The 17,196-nt window shown below is 57.8% G+C and carries 16 protein-coding genes and 1 pseudogene; 6 read left to right on the top strand and 11 right to left on the bottom strand.

What is annotated here, in order from left to right; translation table 11 throughout:
- Positions 1 to 40: 40 nt before the first annotated feature.
- The 4 genes from HMPREF0577_RS09185 (at position 41) to HMPREF0577_RS09170 (ending at position 2,643) form a co-directional block, all read left to right on the top strand.
- Complete coding sequence (locus HMPREF0577_RS09185; protein ID WP_248613782.1) at positions 41 to 304, top strand: DUF4244 domain-containing protein; 264 nt, start codon at positions 41 to 43, stop codon at positions 302 to 304.
- 29 nt (positions 305 to 333) lie between these two features.
- Positions 334 to 711: a TadE family type IV pilus minor pilin gene (locus HMPREF0577_RS09180; RefSeq protein WP_231282655.1), complete on the top strand. Its 378-nt coding sequence runs from the start codon at positions 334 to 336 to the stop codon at positions 709 to 711.
- A complete protein-coding gene (locus HMPREF0577_RS09175) occupies positions 695 to 1,090 on the top strand; it encodes an Rv3654c family TadE-like protein (protein WP_050756890.1) in 396 nt (131 codons plus the stop codon). The genes HMPREF0577_RS09180 and HMPREF0577_RS09175 overlap by 17 nt, the downstream gene beginning before the upstream one ends.
- Positions 1,091 to 1,170: 80 nt before the next feature.
- Positions 1,171 to 2,643, top strand: a complete 1,473-nt coding sequence (locus tag HMPREF0577_RS09170) for an amino acid permease (protein ID WP_004013573.1) — start codon at positions 1,171 to 1,173, stop codon at positions 2,641 to 2,643.
- Positions 2,644 to 2,717: 74 nt separating this feature from the next.
- Here the strand turns inward: HMPREF0577_RS09170 and HMPREF0577_RS12080 are convergent.
- The 4 genes and pseudogenes from HMPREF0577_RS12080 to HMPREF0577_RS09150 form a co-directional block, all read right to left on the bottom strand.
- A pseudogene (locus tag HMPREF0577_RS12080) lies at positions 2,718 to 3,070 on the bottom strand (cell wall-binding repeat-containing protein); the annotation flags it as partial.
- 183 nt (positions 3,071 to 3,253) lie between these two features.
- Positions 3,254 to 4,552: an ATP-binding protein gene (locus HMPREF0577_RS09160; protein ID WP_248613781.1), complete on the bottom strand. Its 1,299-nt coding sequence runs from the start codon at positions 4,550 to 4,552 to the stop codon at positions 3,254 to 3,256.
- 463 nt (positions 4,553 to 5,015) lie between these two features.
- A complete protein-coding gene (locus HMPREF0577_RS09155; RefSeq protein ID WP_004013570.1) occupies positions 5,016 to 6,302 on the bottom strand; it encodes an ATP-binding protein in 1,287 nt (428 codons plus the stop codon).
- A gap of 444 nt (positions 6,303 to 6,746) precedes the next feature.
- Entirely contained in the window at positions 6,747 to 8,267 is a 1,521-nt protein-coding gene (locus tag HMPREF0577_RS09150) for a cell wall-binding repeat-containing protein (RefSeq protein ID WP_004013569.1), read from the bottom strand.
- Positions 8,268 to 8,647: 380 nt separating this feature from the next.
- Here HMPREF0577_RS09150 and HMPREF0577_RS09145 point away from each other — a divergent pair, with 380 nt between their 5' ends.
- Positions 8,648 to 8,914 (top strand): hypothetical protein, encoded by a 267-nt coding sequence (locus HMPREF0577_RS09145; RefSeq protein WP_004013567.1) that lies wholly within the window; start codon positions 8,648 to 8,650, stop codon positions 8,912 to 8,914.
- Positions 8,895 to 9,287: a PIN domain-containing protein gene (locus HMPREF0577_RS09140; RefSeq protein ID WP_004013566.1), complete on the top strand. Its 393-nt coding sequence runs from the start codon at positions 8,895 to 8,897 to the stop codon at positions 9,285 to 9,287. Before HMPREF0577_RS09145 ends, HMPREF0577_RS09140 begins: the two co-directional genes overlap by 20 nt.
- A 163-nt stretch (positions 9,288 to 9,450) precedes the next feature.
- Here HMPREF0577_RS09140 and HMPREF0577_RS09135 read toward each other — a convergent pair whose 3' ends face one another.
- From HMPREF0577_RS09135 to HMPREF0577_RS09110, 7 genes are all read right to left on the bottom strand, one after another.
- Positions 9,451 to 11,652 carry a heavy metal translocating P-type ATPase gene (locus HMPREF0577_RS09135; protein ID WP_004013565.1) on the bottom strand — a complete coding sequence of 734 codons (2,202 nt, stop codon included), beginning with the start codon at positions 11,650 to 11,652 and terminating at the stop codon, positions 9,451 to 9,453.
- The gene (locus tag HMPREF0577_RS09130) at positions 11,649 to 11,879 is read right to left on the bottom strand and encodes a heavy-metal-associated domain-containing protein (RefSeq protein WP_004013564.1); all 231 of its coding nucleotides are present in this window, start codon (positions 11,877 to 11,879) and stop codon (positions 11,649 to 11,651) included. Before HMPREF0577_RS09130 ends, HMPREF0577_RS09135 begins: the two co-directional genes overlap by 4 nt.
- 43 nt (positions 11,880 to 11,922) lie before the next feature.
- Positions 11,923 to 13,434: an adenylosuccinate lyase gene (purB, locus tag HMPREF0577_RS09125; protein WP_004013563.1), complete on the bottom strand. Its 1,512-nt coding sequence runs from the start codon at positions 13,432 to 13,434 to the stop codon at positions 11,923 to 11,925.
- Positions 13,435 to 13,507: 73 nt separating this feature from the next.
- Entirely contained in the window at positions 13,508 to 14,872 is a 1,365-nt protein-coding gene (hemL, locus tag HMPREF0577_RS09120) for a glutamate-1-semialdehyde 2,1-aminomutase (protein ID WP_004013562.1), read from the bottom strand.
- Positions 14,873 to 15,005: 133 nt separating this feature from the next.
- The gene (locus HMPREF0577_RS11600; RefSeq protein ID WP_004013561.1) at positions 15,006 to 15,161 is read right to left on the bottom strand and encodes a hypothetical protein; all 156 of its coding nucleotides are present in this window, start codon (positions 15,159 to 15,161) and stop codon (positions 15,006 to 15,008) included.
- 42 nt (positions 15,162 to 15,203) lie between these two features.
- The gene (gene hemB, locus HMPREF0577_RS09115; RefSeq protein WP_004013560.1) at positions 15,204 to 16,397 is read right to left on the bottom strand and encodes a porphobilinogen synthase; all 1,194 of its coding nucleotides are present in this window, start codon (positions 16,395 to 16,397) and stop codon (positions 15,204 to 15,206) included.
- Between the two features lie 38 nt (positions 16,398 to 16,435).
- A complete protein-coding gene (locus HMPREF0577_RS09110) occupies positions 16,436 to 17,185 on the bottom strand; it encodes a uroporphyrinogen-III synthase (RefSeq protein WP_004013559.1) in 750 nt (249 codons plus the stop codon).
- Between the last annotated feature and the right edge of the window lie 11 nt (positions 17,186 to 17,196).

The following is a 17,196-nucleotide window of genomic DNA, read 5'->3' as shown; positions in this document are numbered from 1 at the left end:
TGCCCAGTCGACAATTTCCAAGAGAATGAAGGAGAAAATAATGGAAAAGAATCCGAAGAATATCGACAATGCTGCGGTGGCGGTGGATGCCGGGCAGGTTGCCGGGCAGAGTGTTGGGAAATGGGGGAAACTCTCGCGTTTCTTGGCCTGGAAGCTGCGCGCCGAAGAAGGCATGGCTACCGCCGAATACGCAATTGGAACACTTGCGGCGGCGGCCTTTGCCGGGCTGTTGTTGATGATTATGAAGGGCGGGGAAATCAAGGATGCCCTGCAGCACATTATCCAAACCGCGCTGCAAATCTGATGAAAACACGTCAGTTAGGTAAAAGCCGCGTGAACGCGTCACGGCGTGTCGGACTGCGAACCCGTTTGGGTTCGGAGTCCGGCATGGCCACGGCCGAACTGGCTTTGACTTTCCCGGCGGTAATCCTAGTGATAGTTGCTTTGGGTTTGACCGGGATGGCAGGCATGACCCAGGTACAGGTCAGTGCGGCGGCACGAGCGGCTTGCCGCGCCGTGGCTATCGGGGAAGACACCGGCAAGGCGCTGGCGGCCGGGGAACAACTCCTGGGTCGCGGGGGGAACCTGACCGTAGGTTCTGTCGGGAAAGACGTGCACTGTGTGGCCTCACGGCAGTTGCCATCCATGTTGGGACTGCTGGGAATGACGGCTCGTTCCGAGGCGGTGATAGCCCGTGAAGATTCTTGGTAAAGCGGGCGTTTGCCTCGGTGGTTTCACCAGGCAACTGCGAGGGGAACGTGGCAGTGGCACCGTCATGGCGGTGGGGTTAATCCTGCTGGGGGTCTCTCTGATGCTGGGAGTGGCGCAAATCGCAGTGGCGGCCGCCGGTGCGACCGCCGCTCATGAAGCCGCCGATTTAACGGCACTTATGGCCGCCACCGACGTGTTGACCGGCGGCTCGGGCTGCGCCACCGCCGCAGAATACGCCGCGAAAAACCGTGCCACGCTGGCATCATGCCAAGTAAACGGCTGGATTGTGCAAGTGGAAGTCGTGAAACCCCTAGGTTTCGGGCTGGTAACCGAAGCGCGTGGCAGCGCGAAAGCCGGACCGGAGTTTGCCGGGCCGTGACCTGAAACCGCATCATTACAAGGCTAACCTAAGTTGGGCAAATTCTTTTTCCCCTACGACCCGTGACATAATTGCGTGTCATGAGCCAAAAAGACGCGAAAAAACAATCCAACCGCATCCCCGGCAACAGCGAGAAACCCCGGGATAACACCCCGCACACTCAACTGAAACGCCGGCTGACCCACCGTCAGATTGCCATGATTGGGCTGTCGGGCGCCCTGGGAACCGGATTGTTTTTGGGATCAGGTTCTACGATTTCTTTTGCGGGTCCAGCCACGATTGTGTCCTATTGCCTGGCGGGAATGGTAGCGCTCGCAGTCGTGTGGGCCTTGGCGGAAATCGTCTCGGTCTATCCGATTCCCGGCGGGCACGGAGCGGTAGCGGCTTCTTTCCTGGGGAAAAGCGGGGGATACCTGGCGCGTTGGAATCTGGCGATAGAGATGCTGGTGGCCGTCGGCGCGGAAGTAACCGCTTCGGCTACCTACCTGCAGCACTGGTTTCCCGGCTTGCACATCGGGGTGGGCACCGTGCTATGTTCCCTGTTCATTGTCGGGCTAAACCTGGCTACGGTACGGCTCTATGGGTTTGCCGAATACTGGTTTTCGATGATTAAGGTCACCGCCGTGGTGGTGTTCATCCTGCTGGGCGTGTCGCTGATTTTCACCGGCTCCCCCGCGCATCCCGAACCAGTGGGCTTGAGCCATCTCACGGCTCACGGCGGTTTCGCTCCCCTGGGTTTGACCGGCGTCCTGCTGGCTACCTGCATGGCGGTGTTCAGTTTCGGCGGTATCGAAAACGTGTCGATTGCGGCGGCGGAATCGGAGAATCCCAGTCGCTCCATTCCGCGTGCCGCGAAAACCATGATTTGGCGCCTGTTGTTCTTTTACGTCCTGGGGATTGGTGTAATCCTGGCTCTGCAGGATTGGCAGGAAACTGTGAAGGCTTCCGGTAATGCCGAGGCCTCGCCTTTCGTGAAAGTAATGGACATGGTAGGTATTCCCGCCGCCGGGCATGTGATGAACGCGATTCTGTTGATCGCGGCGCTGTCGGCGGCCAATGGTTGCCTGTATTCGGGTTCCCGCATGATTCATTCTCTGGCCTTGGACAGGATGGCTCCGGCTTTCGCGGCTCGTACCGCCGAAAACGGGGCGCCGCGCGGGGCAGTTACCTTGGCTACCTTGTGTTTCGTGGTGGCTTCAGTGCTGGCGATTGTCAGTCCCGCCGAGGCTTTCATGTACCTTTACGGTTGTGCCACCGTGGGAATCTTGGTGACTTGGGTAATTATCATGCTGACACATTTAAAGTTCCGTAAGCATTACGCTTCGATTACTGATGAGCGTCCTCCAGCGCGCCTGTGGGGGTATCCGGTGGTGAACTGGCTGGTGATTTTGATTAGTATCGCGGTGTTTGTTGCCCTGCCTTGGGCGGGTCTGGCGGTGGCCTGGTATGCCGGGATTCCCTACCTGGTAATTCTGGTGGTTTCCTACCTGGTGCTGTCACGTGTCAGTCATCTACCCGAGCCTGCTCCGTTGGAAATCCACCGTGAATCCTGAAGCATTACGGGCAACTTGGTAGTCTGGCTCGATGCCGCCAACTAAACAACAACTTTATGCTGAGCACATCCGCGACTAGCATCGGGCATGACGCCGGTTTCGCCGATAATCATGAGTTTGCTAGCACCCAGGGCGTCAGCTTTCGCTTTCACGCCCTCCCCATCTTTCAGTTCGGAGACGACCCCAGGCAAGGCTGGCGCAGAAGCATCATTCGTAAACGTCAAAATCGGGCCATCACGCAACACCGATGCGGCGACCGCGTCCGGGGAACCCGACCCGTATTCTTCGTCACATACACATTCTTCGGGGTGCCGTTAACCTTCACTCACTGTTTCGCGATAGCCACCGCCGGCACGGCTGACACACCGGCCAAACCAAGCATAGAACCAGCCGCAACCAGCCCCACCAGCCATCTCTTCACCCCCATAATCAAACTCCTAACGTTAGACAACAATCGGGTAGGAAAATACTAATAAAGTACCCCCCGCACGCTGTTCACCACCAGCGAACACCACCCGACAATTCCGCACCCCACCAAAACCCTACCTCGGCACAAGAATAGAGACGTCACTGTGACAACACGGGTCTAACCCGACGAACACGCGCGCATTCATTTCCGCCGGGTATTTGTCCAGGCTTCGAAGTTGCCAACCGCATAAAGGGGCACATTTTTCATCCAATCTTGGTCACGGAAATCCGAAGAGCTGAACCGGCGCGGGGCGGTCTCGGGATAGCGTTCAAAAAAGGCACGCAGGCTTTTTGAACGCAGATTTTCCTGAGCTTTGACTTCCAAGGGGTAAATGTTTTCCCCGGCTTGCACCAAGAAATCGATTTTTGCCTGTGAGTTTGGCGCTGACCAGTAATAGGGCGTGAACTCACCTTCCGAAAGCAACTGCTGACACACGTATTGTTCCGTCAAAGCCCCCTTGAACTCTGTGAACAAGGTGTGCCCAGCCGCTATGGCGGCAGAATCGATGTCCGCCAATGCCCCCAAAATCCCCACGTCCAGGGCAAACAATTTAAACGCTGCGTCATCAGCATAAGCTCGCAACGGAATGCCCGGTTTAGAAACCCTCGGCACCATGGTTGCTATACCAGCTTCGGTCAGCCAAGTTATGCCGCTGCGGTAATCGCGCGCTCTCGCGCCTTCTTTGACGTTGCCGAAGATGAACTTCTTATTTTCTCGCCCCAGATGTGCTGGCAACGAATGCCAAGCCGCGAGAGCAGGCTCAGCTTTTGCGCCGAGATGCTTGGAAATGTCGCGTTCATAACCAAAGAGAATAGCCTGTTGAATCTGACGGACTCGGCTGAAATCGTGAGATTGCGCAAAAGATGCCACACATTCAGGCATCCCCCCAACGAAATAATACTGTTTGAGTAAATCTTGGAGCTTAGTGGACAAGGCACTCAGCAATTTCCAATCAGCGGCATCAATAACTTCACGCAACGTGGTATTCCCAGTAGCCTCCAAAAACTCGCGGAAGCTCAAGGGAAAAAGATTCAGTAAATCAACTTTCCCCACTGGGAAACCACTACCTTTATGAAAGGTAATCGCTAGCAGCGAACCGGCCGCAGCAATGGCATGTTCCGGAGCGTTTTCGCAAAAATACTTCAGCGAAGTCAGCGCCGGGGGACATTCTTGAATCTCGTCAAAAATAATCAAAGTTTTCCCGGGGGTGACCACTTCCCCGGTCTCGGCTTGAATCATCAGCAGCAGGCGGTCAATGTCGAACCCAGCCTCAAACTGTGCAGCAAAACCCGGATTAGTGTCCAAGCTGATATAGGCCACGTTCTCGAAGTGCTGTCGACCAAATTCACGCAGCAGCCAGGTCTTTCCCACCTGCCTGGCTCCATTTAGAACCAGAGGCTTACGCCCCGGCAAGTCCCGCCACTCCAACAGCTTTTTCATTAAAAAACGCTGCATTCTTCCCTCTCCACTCACGACTAGCCCCTAAAGCTTTCCACGCACACATCGCGATACGACTAACTATGTCCTGATTATCCCACAATTTGGCGAAAGTAAGTACGTAAAATCGCCAATATTGGCGATTTTCAGGACCTAAACCATTCATTCATACACGCCCGCGAGATTCCCCCAGGCGTGGATAACTAGGAAGATTTGGGCTGTAGATGCCAATAATGGCAGCTACAGCCCAAATCCCACCTTTTATCACCATACGCGACCCGAACCGGGGTGTTGGGCGCGACGGAGCACGGGGCACCTCAGAGAGCCTGGGGGGTGAGCGTTTTGCGACAATAGTCGCGCAAAACGCGAGGGGGTACTCCCCCTTCCGCCTCTCGCGTGCGCCCCCGCGACGAAGCGCCCACCACCACTAAAAAAACTTACCCCGGCACGGGACTAACCCCGGGAACTAATCGAGACTGTTGGGATTAAGCAAGAAATCGAGGACACTCATAGTGAGGATTCCGTGCTGGTCATAGGTGGGTTTCACGGTATCGCGCACCAGCAAGATTTTCTTGAAACTGTCCGGGACCTCCACAAGCGGAGCTTTCTCTTGGCGTTCCTTTTCCAAGTCCGGGATACGCCAGGCCGATTGCAGGTAGCAGCGCCGCGAACCCAGATTTGCCACGAAATCTACCTCGAGGTTTTTCCGTATGACTTTGCCATCTTGACGAGCCTGTTTTTCCACGCAACCGACATCGACCGAGAAACCCCGCAGGCGCAGTTCGTTATAGATAATGTTCTCCATCAGGTGGTTTTCCTCGACTTGGCGAAAGTTCAACCTGGCGTTACGCAGCCCCACGTCCTCGAAATAGTATTTTTGCGGACTCCCGATATACTTCCGACCTTTCACGTCATAGCGAGACGCCGCCTCGACCAGGAAAGACTCCTTTAGATACCCGATATAGGACGCGATGGTGTTCGCGCAGAGTTTTGACTTCAGGACACTCTTAAACGTCGCCTCTATCCGCGACGGGTTCACCAGCGAACCAACCGAGGACGCCAGCACATTCACCAAGTCCTCTAACTCTTGAGTTTTCTCAATTCCGTTCCGGGCAATAATGTCCTTTAAATAAGTTTCCGCAAACAAGCGCTCCAGGTAGCGCGACTTTTGCTGGTCACTGCGCATCGACAGCACCAGCGGCATTCCCCCATAGAGCACATACTCCGCCCAACCGCCATACCGGTCCCCGTCGAATCCACTCATGTACTCTGCAAAAGACAGTGGCCGCACCCGAACCTCGTCCCCGCGTCCGCGAAACTCGGTCAGCACATCAGTGGAAAGCATCTTCGAGTTACTGCCTGTCACGTAAACATCCACGTTGTAGGAACGGAGCAACCCATTCAAGACTCCGTAAAGGCGCGGAGCCGCCGTCCCTTTCAGCTCTTGGCTTGTAATCGCATACTGGACTTCGTCAATGAGCACGTAGTATTGGGAGGTTTTGTCAAGGAGCCTGGATTTCAGGTAATCGTTAAGCACGCCGGGGTCGCGGTAAGCTGTCGCATCTTCCGTATCCAGCGCGAGTTCAATAATGTGTTCATCATCTACGCCCAGTTCCCGACGCAGATAATCGGCGAAAAGCCTAAACAGCAGGTAGGTTTTTCCGCAGCGCCGAACCCCGGTAATGACTTTAATCATCCCGTTTTGCATTCGGTCAATGAGCTGATTGAGATAAACGTCCCGGCGGATTTCCACACCGTTAGTCTACTTCACTTTGAGCGATTTTGTTACATGTAGCAAAAACGCTCAAAATACGGGTGTGCAGCAAACCTGACTCAGGACTATATGCAAGCCCTGAAAGAAGACGACGGCACCCGTTACACCACGGATGAGATTATGCGCGAAGTCATGGAAGACGAGTGACCCAAGCAAATGACTTATCAAGTCCGCTGGACCAATGCCGCTCGCAAAGACCTAAAAAGTATCCCCAAAAAAAACAACGCCTCCTCCTCGTAACGTGGATCCGTGACCACCTGGACGGATGCGAGGCCCGAGGGGCAATAGGACACAGGCGCCAAGATTAGATGGGCTTCACTCAAGAAGATGGGAATAAAGCTGCGGGGGTGTCTGCCGGATGGCAGACACCCCCAACGTGGTCAGGAATGCGAGTTTCTGACCATCAGCCAGTTTCAGATGCGGCTAAGGTATAGCTGTCCACCAGTGCGGATTGTTTTCGGTCGAGTCCCCATCATTCCAATAGAAACACTTTAAACCAGTTTTGTCACCGGCACAGGAATAGCCTGCTTCTTCGAAGCGTTTTCCGTAGGGGAAGGGTTTGGCCCATTCGGGGTGTTCCGCGCCTTTACGGCACTGGGAAAGATAAAAAGCAAAGTGATCTGCATCCACGTTGTTGGGTTTGGGTTTGGCTGCAAGGAACGTTCCAAAACCGTAAATAGCCGTAGGATCCGTCATGTCACCGTAATTTCGGTAATTCGAATCGGTAAACCAACGTTGCGCGTCGCTCAAATCCTTAAACATCCAAGGCCACATATCCAGAAGGCGTTGCGGAGTCATGTCAGTGTAAGGTTCGGCTTTAAAAACCATCGGCATCCCAATTGCATCGTAGAAAATACGGAATTCGTCTCCATCGTCCAGGCAGTACGAATACGAAGCGATGTCGCTCGGTAAGTGCTCGGGTTCGCCTGCTAATGGGTAGTTGGCGCGCATTTCTGCGAGGGTCATGTCTTTCAGTTTAGGTTTCGGAATTATGCCGGTGGTGGCGGCTTGGACGGTAGTATCGGGCATGACGCCGGTTCCGCCGATAATCATGAGTTTGCTAGCACCCAGGGCGTCGGCTTTCGCTTTCACACCCTCCCCATTAGATGGGCTCAACAGGATAACCCCGTCTTTCGCGGCACCAGCGACCATCGCGTCTTTCAACCCAGTACCCGACGCCAAATACACCACACTGCCGGACTTTTGAACCTTCCCGTACTTCGCGATAGTGAACGCGGTCTCATACCGGTTCGCCCCCGCCAAACGAGCCGTCGCCTTACCACCAGCAGCCGTGTTGAGAATGGTATCCGGTACGACAGCACCACCACCCAGGGCAGTAACCTTACCGGCTTTCAGTTCGGAGACGACCCCCGGCAAGGCAGCTGCGGAAGCATCATTCGTAAACGTCAAAATCGGGCCATCACGCAACACTGACGCTGCGACCGCATCCGGGGAACCCGAACCCGTATTCTTCGTCACATACACATTCTTCGGGGTGCCATTAACCTTCACCCACTGTTTCGCGATAGCCACCGCCGTAGCATTACGATCCGCCCCCGCCAAACGAACCACCTCGGCACCTGTAGCTTTCGCCTGATCCTCGATAGCCTGCGGCACCGCACCCACACCACCAAGCAACACAATCTTGCCGGGCTTCACCCCACCCAGATTCAGACCCTTACCATCAGTGAGCACCACCGGGCCATCCCCGATAGTCGCCGCCGGCAGGGCATCCACCGGGTTACGATTAGAAGCCACATACACCACCGGCCAGGTGGTTCCCCACGTATGCTTCGCCACCGCCAGAGACGTCTCCACCCCAGACGAGCCAGCCAAACGCTCATGCGCCAACCCGCCAGCCACCGCCGGCACGGCTGACACGCCAGCCAAACCAAGCATAGAACCAGCCGCAACCAGCCCCACCAGCCATCTCTTCACACCCATAATCAAACTCCTAACGTTAGAAAACAATCGGGTAAGAAAATACTAATAAAGCACCCCCCCCCGCACGCTGTTCACCACCAGCGAACACAAGCCTATCCGGAAAGCCGGACGCGCCCAGAACACGGAGCGCGGAATACCAGGCAAGCCCGAAGCACGGAGAATAAACATTGCCACCCGGGACGAAAACGGCGGAATACCAGGCAAGCCCGGCGGTACGGGGCACCTCAGAGAGGCTGAGGGGTGAGCGTTTTGCGACAATAGTCGCGCAAAACGCGAGGGGGAACTCCCCCTATCGCCTCTCGCGAGCGCCCCAGCCCGGGCAAACCCCCAGTGCAAACACCACCCTTGTGAGAAAAACCTGTGTTTGCGATAATTAGCACATGGGCATCACTGTGGAATTACCCCCTGATTTGGCGGAAAAAGTCAGTCAGCTCGCTTCTGCACGCGGTGTCGACTTTAGCGACTTGGCCGCTAGTTTCATCCGTGAGGGCATCGTCTCGGCGCAATCCACTCCTGTACATCCTCCGTTTAGGGTTGTGAAAGATCCCAATACCGGGTGGTCATCGCTTTCCCTGGGGCGGGTAGTGACTTCTGCGGAAGTCAAGACATTTCTAGCGCAGGACGAAGATGACGAACTACCTGATTGATGCCAATGCGCTGATAGCCTTTAACATCAGCACCCACCAGCACCATGATGTGGTTCTGCGGTGGTTTGCGCAAGCGGATACGGTTCTGACGTGTCCCATTACGGAAGGCGCGTTATTCCGTTTCATAATCAGAAACCATTTCGATTTCTCTGTCGCATGCCAGCTGTTGACCGATTTTTGTGCTATTCCCAAAGTACAAAGGATTCCTGACGATTTGCACTATGATGACGCCAACTGGACAGGAGTTCGGGGATTCCGTCAGGTTACCGACGTTTACTTAGCCGAGCTAGCCCTGCATCACGATGCTTTGCTGGCAACTTTCGACCAGGGCATTGCCTTCCTGCGCCCAGAGGCAACATTTCTGATTCAATAAGCGGCGCGGAATACCAGGCAAGCCCGGATCACGGGGCACCTCAGAAAGGCTGGGGGGTGAGCGTTTTGCGACAATAGTCGCGCAAAACGCGAGGGGGAACTCCCCCTGTCGCCTCTCGCGAGCGCCCCAACGGGCGGGGGATTTGAGCCGATGCTCGGTCAGCCTACGTGTCGGGCAGGATTTGTAAACGGCGCAGTCGCAGGGAATTTGTCACCACTATCACCGAACTGGCTGCCATGAGTGCCCCTGAGAGCATCGGGTGCAATAATCCCGCCGCCGCGAGGGGAATCACTAAGATGTTGTATCCGAAAGCCCAGGCCAGGTTTTGTTTGATTACTCGCAGGGTTGCGCGCGAAATTCGGATTGCTGCGGGTACGGCTGTGAGGCTCGGGTTTACCAGGGTGATGTCTGCGGCTGCGAGCGCCACGTCGGTGCCACTGGCCAGCGCCACTCCCAGGTTGGCTTGAGCCAGGGCGGCCGCGTCATTCACTCCGTCGCCTACCATGGCCACGGTTTTGCCTTCGTCTTGCAGGTCGCGCACCACTGCTAGTTTCCCTTCGGGGGTGACTTCGGCGACGACCTGTTCGATGCCCACCGCGTCTGCCACGCGCTGGGCGCGCCCTGCGGTGTCGCCGCTGAGCATAACCGGCTCGATGCCCAGTTCCCGCAGTTGGCTGATGGCCGGGGCGGCTTCGGGTTTGATTTCCTCGGTGAACTTGCCTGGCTGGGGTGGGGTTTCGGATTCATGAGGTGCCAGCCCCATCCCCGGCGTATTTTTGTCAAACAAGTCAACCCGAGATATTTGTTTTACGCGAGTCAAAGTACCGGTTTTATCAAAAACTATCGTGTTGATTCCCCGAGCCTCTTCCAGAACTTGCGGGCCAGACAAGAGAATTCCCGCCCGCGAGGCTCTAGTGGATCCCACCAGCAGGGCGGTGGGGGTCGCCAAGCCCAGGGCACAGGGACAGGCCACTATCAGCACACTGATTCCGGCGCTCAAGGCGGATACCAGGGGTTTTTCCGCCAGCAACCAGCCAGTAAAGGTCAATACTGCGATACCTATTACCACCGGCACAAACACCGCCGATACTCGGTCGGCTAATCTTGCTACCGGGGCTTTGCCGGCCTGAGCCAAAGTGACCAAGCGCGTGATTTGCGCCAGGCGGGTTTGCGACCCCACCCGGGTGACTTCGACTATCAGCGTACCCTCGGTGTTTATCGTTGCTCCGATTACCGTATCCCCGGTGGTCTTCGCTACCGGCATAGATTCGCCGGTCAACATGGATTCGTCAACGCTGGATACCCCCTCAATAACCCGCCCGTCGGTGGCGATTTTCTCGCCGGGTTGCACCCGGAAGAACTCCCCCAGCTTTAAGTCAACCACGTCAACCACAGTTTCTTGCCAAACCACATCCGCCGCTGCCGTGTCGCTCGCTGCGCGCCTCACGCGAGTGGCGGTTTTCGCACCTAGATTTAGCAGGGCATCCAAGGATTCCCGGGCGCGGGATTTGGCTCGTGCCTCTAAAAACCGCCCAATCAGCAGGAACACGGTAATCATCACGCCGGTTTCAAAGTAAATCTCGGGCGCGTGCCCCATCCCGTCCACGTGGCTCGCGGCTTCCAGTGGATTCAGGGACATATTCATCGTCATCCCGATATGTCCTGCCGGGGTGAACAGCACCGCCGCCCAGGAATAAATCGTTGCGACCAGGATACTCAGGGACACCAGGGTGTCCATAGTGGCCGTGCCCCCGCGCAGTGCCTGCCAAGCCGCGCGGTGAAACGGCTTAGCGCAATAGCCTATGACCGGCAAGGATAATCCGGCCACTAGCCACTGCCAACCAGGAAACTGCAGCGCGGGAGCCATCGAAAGTATCATCACAGGTAGACCTAAAATCAGGCCTATTACCAGTGATTTCGCCAAGCCGTGACTCCGGGAGGTTTTAGGGTCTTTTACTGCGGCTTCCCCGCCCACCGCTCGCGGGGATTTAGGGTTCCCATCGGCGTGTCGGCTTGACTTTAATCCCTTATCACTCTGCGTTAATTGGCTTATTTGGGAAGATGAGTTTATTTTATGAGGCGCCACCTCGGCTGGCACCTCATGACCCGCGTGACCCCCCGCAACATCCCCCGCAAGCTGCGCCGTGTACCCAGCTTTCTCTACCGTCGAAATAAGGTCAGCTACCGCTACTGACTGGGATAACGTGACGTGGGCGGTCTCTAAAGCTAGGTTGACTTCCGCCTCTACCCCGTCGAGGCGATTAAGCTTTTTTTCCACTCGCGCCACGCACGAAGCACAGGTCATGCCCCCAATTTTTAGCGTTACTTCCCTGGTGTTTGCCGCTGTGTTTACCGCTTTGGTCATTGGCGCTCGATGGCTTCCACGGTATAGTCCCCGGCGCTTTTTACTGTCTCAATTAGCACCTCATCTGCCGGGATATCCGCACCGGTGACCACAGCCGTCCCGGATTTGTCCTCGTCGCGAGTGACTTTCACCTGAGAGATCCCCTCTAATTCGCTTAAATCCTCGGTCACGTGCTGGACGCACTTATCGCAAGTCAAACCCCGCAGTTTCAATGTTACTCTCGCCATTGCTGATTCCTTTCTCTCGTAACCCTAACTTTGGAATGCTAACTTAATCTTCCAGATAGCGCAGCAGTTGGGCAGCGAGCCCGGTGTAGGTCGCGGGGGTCAGGGCTTGCAGGCGCGCGGTGACATCGGCAGGCAGACCGAGCCCGGCCACGAAGTCGCGCAGCCCAACCCCGTCAACTCGCCGTCCGCGCGTAAGCTCTTTGAGCCGTTCGTAGGGGTTTTCCATGCCAGGTACCCCGGCGATTCCAGCCACTCGCATACACTGTTGCACCGCCTCACCCAGTACTTCCCAGTTTTCGTCGAGTTCGCGCGCCATCACATCAACATCCACCTTCAGCCCCGCCAGCCCGCGTCGCAGATTATCAATAGCCAACAGGGAGTGTCCGAAGGCGGTGCCGATATTGCGCTGGGTGGTGGAATCCGTGAGGTCGCGTTGCATCCGGGTGGTCGCCAGGGTTTCAGCGAGCACGCCGAACAGGGCGGAGGATATTTCTAGGTTAGCCTCGGCATTCTCGAAACGAATTGGGTTGATTTTGTGCGGCATAGTGGATGACCCGGTTGACCCTTGCGCGGCCAAATCCTGGGCGAAATAGCCGCGCGAAATATAAGTCCAACAATCAGTGGCCAGGTTGTGGGCGATGCGGTTGAAATGCGCGACCGTGGCGTACAGTTCGACCTGGTAATCATGGGATTCAATCTGGGTGGTCAACGGGTTCCAGGTCAAACCCAGGCGCTCCTCGACGAAACCACGGGAGAGAGCCGGCCAATCGGCGTTGGGTACGGCCACGGTGTGGGCGGCGAAATTCCCGGTGGCGCCGTTAATCTTCCCTAAGTATTCTTGAGTTTCCACGTGCCGCAGTTGCCGATTCATTCGCCACGCGAACACCGCCAGTTCGTGCCCCAGGGTGGTGGGGGTGGCGGGTTGGCCGTGAGTGTGCGCCAGCATGGGAACCTCGGCGGTTTCCCGCGCGAGGCACGCGATTTGGTCGCGCAAGACCCGGGCGGCGGGCAGCCAAACACGCTGAACTCCGTGTTTCAACAGCAGCGCATAGGCCAGATTGTTGATATCCTCAGAGGTGCAAAATATATGCACTATTTCTTTGAGTCGAGTCAAGTCTGTGGTTGACGTGGTTGTCGATTTATCCCCGGTTGTCCCCGTGGTGGCGCATTCTTCGGTGGTATCTGCGGGTTCACGAGGTGCTTGCTCCAAAGCCTGCTTCAGCAAGTATTCCACCGCCTTCACATCGTGTTTAGTCTGGGCTTCGGTGACGGCGAGCGTGGCAATCTGTTCCGTACCAAACTCGGACACCAGTCCCCGCAAATATGCCTTTCGGGCATCGGATAAAATCGGGGCGCCCTCCAAAACCCGGTTATCCGTCAACCATGTCAACCACTCAATTTCGACAAATAACCTCGCCCGGTTCAAAGCTGCCTCCGAGAACCAATCCACCAGCGGCGCCACTACTCGCCGGTATCTCCCATCCAGGGATCCCAGGGCTACCGGGGGTTCCAGGGTACCCAGGTCAATGTGTTCGGTGGGAAATTCGATGGTCATGGATTTACCTTTCTGTGGGCTGATTACAGGAATTATGATGGTTTTAAATGCTGGTTTACCTGGATTTATAGGCTTATTTTTCCGGTGGGGTCGCGGTGGCGGCGGCGCGAGCTGCCGCCGGGATAGCGTCTAGAATCCGGTTCATGGCGGCATCGTCTCCCAGGTGCGCCGCCGACACAAACCAGGCCTCAAACACAGAGGGCGGCAGCATGACACCCTGGCGGTGGAATTCCCAAAACATCGGGGCAAACCGCCAGGTCTCCTGGCGCTTCGCCCCGGCATAATCCACCACCGGGGACTCGCTAAAGAATACCGAGAACAAGGATCCGGCTCGCCCGATGCTGTGCGGCACGCCTTCCCGGGCTAGCACCTCATGCAATGCCCCCGCCACCGTGTCGGCCACCTGATCCACTGCGGCGTAAACCTGCTGGTCAGCCGCCTGTAAGGTGGCTAATCCAGCCGCACAGGACAACGGGTTGCCCGACAAAGTCCCGGCCTGGTAGACCGGGCCGGCCGGTGCCAGCTGTTCCATCAGTTCCGTGCGCCCGCCCAGGGCGGCCAGTGGCATTCCTCCGCCGATAACCTTGCCGAAGGTCAGCAAATCCGGGGTCCAATCCGTGCCGAAAACCACGCCGGGGTTCTGCGCGCCGGGCTGGCGCAATACCTCGCGCCCGGTGGACAGACCCCACCATCCCGAGGCCGAGACCCGGAATCCGCTCAAGACCTCGTCTTGAATCATCAAAGCGCCGTTTTCGTGACACAATCTGGCAATTTCTGGCAAAAAATCACCCCGCGGGGCAACGACGCCCATATTCGCGGCCGCACCCTCGACGATTACCCCGGCAATCGCATCCCCGCGCGCGGCGAAACACTCTCGCAAGGCTGTCACGTCGTTATACGGCAACACGATAGTCAGCTCGGCTATCGCCCCCGGCACCCCGGCGGAGGCCGGTAGCCCCCCGGTCGCCACCCCGGATCCCGCCTCAGAAAGCAGCGAATCGCTGTGTCCGTGATAGTTCCCCGCGAATTTCACTATCAAATCCCGCCCGGTCGCCCCGCGCGCCAGGCGTATCGCGGTCATGGTGGCCTCGGTACCGGTGGAAACAAAACGGACTTTTTCGGCCAGGGGGACGCGCCGGCGTACCTCCTCGGCCAGCAGGGTTTCCGCCTCGGTGGGCGCCCCGAAGGACAAGCCCCGGGTGGCGGCCTCTTGCACGGCGGCGACCACCCGCGCATCGGCGTGACCCAGCAGCATCGGCCCCCAGGAACAGACTAAGTCAACGTAGTCTTTGTTATCCGCATCCCACACGCGCGCACCCTTGGCTCGGGTAATGAAAGACGGGGTGCCCCCCACCGCACCGTAGGCTCGCACCGGTGAATCGACCCCGCCGGGAATCACCGCCCGCGCGGCCGCAAACATTGCTTCGTTTTGGCTCATTTTTTCCTCTCATTCCGTTATTAAAAGGTTGACGTGATTGACAATTTTACGAATTTCCCGCTGTTCGCCCCCGGTTTCGACCCCACCTGGGGTTCCGACCCCACTCGATTCTGCCTCTCACCCCCTGCGCCTCTCACCCCCGCCTGTCCCCGCCGACTTCCGTGCAATTGGCACTGTTGGCAGCGATGGCGGTGGCAGCAACGACGATGGCGGTGGCTACCTCGGGTTTCCGGCGCCGCACCCGTTCATGAGGCGCCACCCCCGACACGACCGCAAATTCGTAAACCACGTCAACTATTAGTTCAGTTATTCCTGCGGTTTAGACCGCGCCTCATGCCAAGCCTTCGGCGACCTCCAGGGCATAGTAAGTCAGCACGATATCCGCCCCGGCGCGCACAATCGAAGTCAGGGACTCATCAATAACCCGCGCCCGGTCAATCCAGCCGCGCGCCGCAGCCGCCTCTATCATGGAATACTCCCCGCTGACCTGGTAGGCGGCGACCGGAACCGGGGATTCGGCGGCCACATCCGCCAACACGTCCAGGTAAAAACTCGCGGGCTTCACCATGACGATATCCGCGCCCTCGTCCAAATCCAGCAGGGCTTCCCGCCGACCCTCACGGCGGTTAGCGGGATCTTGCTGATAGGCGCGACGGTCGCCCTGCAGTGAACACCCGACCGCATCCCGGAAGGGTCCAAACAGTCCCGAAGCATACTTGGCGGAATAAGCCATGATTGCCACGTCGGTAAACCCGGCTTCGTCGAGTGCCGCGCGAATCGCGCCAACCTGGCCGTCCATCATCCCGGAGGGCGCCACCACCCGCGCCCCCGCCCGCGCCTGGGACACGGCGGTTGCGGCGTAACAGGACACCGCCCAGTCGTTGTCGACCGTGCCGTCCTGGCGCAACGGCCCGCAATGCCCGTGAGTGGTGGTTTCATCCAGACAGTTATCGGCCATAATCACCAGGTCATCGCCCACGGCTTTCGCCAGCGCTTCGAGCCCCCGGTTTTGAATCCCTGCCGGATCCCAGGCCGGGGATCCGGTAAAGTCTTTGTCCCCGTCGCGGGGCACCCCAAAAACAATCATGCCGCCAATCCCCGCGTCCGCCGCGCGTCGCCCCAGTTCCGCCAGCGATTCCGGCGTGTGTTGGTACTGGCCGGGCATCGAGGGAATCTCTACCGGGGCATCGATTCCGTCGCGTACAAACACGGGCATCACCAGTTGACGTGGTTGCCACCGGGTTTCCGCTACCAGGCGGCGCATAGCCGGGGTGGTGCGCAGGCGGCGCGGGCGCATAATCGGGGTGGCCTCCAGGGGCAGTTTCCGGTTTGGCACGACTTTGCCAGACGCGTCACGGGGCTCCCACACCGAGCCCGCCACGCTGGTTTCCCCGGGCATCGCCTCGCCGCAGCCGCATCCCGAAGATTTCACGCTTTCCCCGGTTCCAGAACCAGGCTCGGCTCCCCCGGCGGGGTTCGCCATTGTCTTGGTTACCCCCAGATTTGCGGCCTGCGACAGTCCCATAACTAATCCTCCTTGTTTGGATGGCACCTCATGAACCTTCAATCAGCCTTGTCCAAGCCCGCAACAATCTCGCGGTAGGCCGCGAGCACCCCCTCGGTGTTGGTGGTGGGGCACACCGCGCCGGCCGGCCACCCCAGTTCCCGCAACACCTTCGCGCTGGATTTCCCGAAAGCCATCGGCACTGGCCACAACTTGACCCCCGCCTTGGACAGTTGCCGATGGGCGGCCTGGGCGACAGATCCGGCGGTAATCAGCGCCACCGTGGGTTCGCCCAACGCCAGGGCTTCCCCCCAGGTCAGTGGCAGTTCATCCAGGGCAACCGATTCATAGAGCCGCAACCGTTCCACGTCATATCCCTTACGGTTCAAGCCCTCCGCCAGGGTCGGGGCGGCTCCCACCGCACAGGGCAACAGCACATTGCCGCTACCGGAGGGGAAGGCTTCCACCAGGGTTTCGGCACTGGCCGGGTCGGGTCCGACGAAATCAACGCGCCCCCCGTAGGCGCGAATCGCATCGGCGGTGGCACTGCCAACGGCCGCGACCTGGACTTGCGCAAGCAGTTCACCCAGTTCATAGTGTTCATCGAGAAACTTGGCGGTCGCTACGCTAGAGAGCACCACCCAGTCGTATTCACCCTGTTGCAGGCGTTGCATCGGATCAAACCAGTCCTCGGAGGCGGTCGGAACCTTTTTGGTAACGGGCGCGCACGCAACGGGCAGTCCCGCTTCGGCTAGTTCTTTGGCCAGGATGTCCTGGGGCACCCTGGGTACCAACAGTTTTGGTTTCATCTCATTCCCCT

Origin of the sequence: Mobiluncus mulieris ATCC 35243 (assembly GCF_000160615.1) — a bacterium.
Taxonomy (GTDB): Bacteria; Actinomycetota; Actinomycetes; order Actinomycetales; family Actinomycetaceae; genus Mobiluncus; species Mobiluncus mulieris.
Note: the sequence above shows the minus strand (reverse complement) of the source record. Positions and strands in the feature narration are given on the sequence as shown.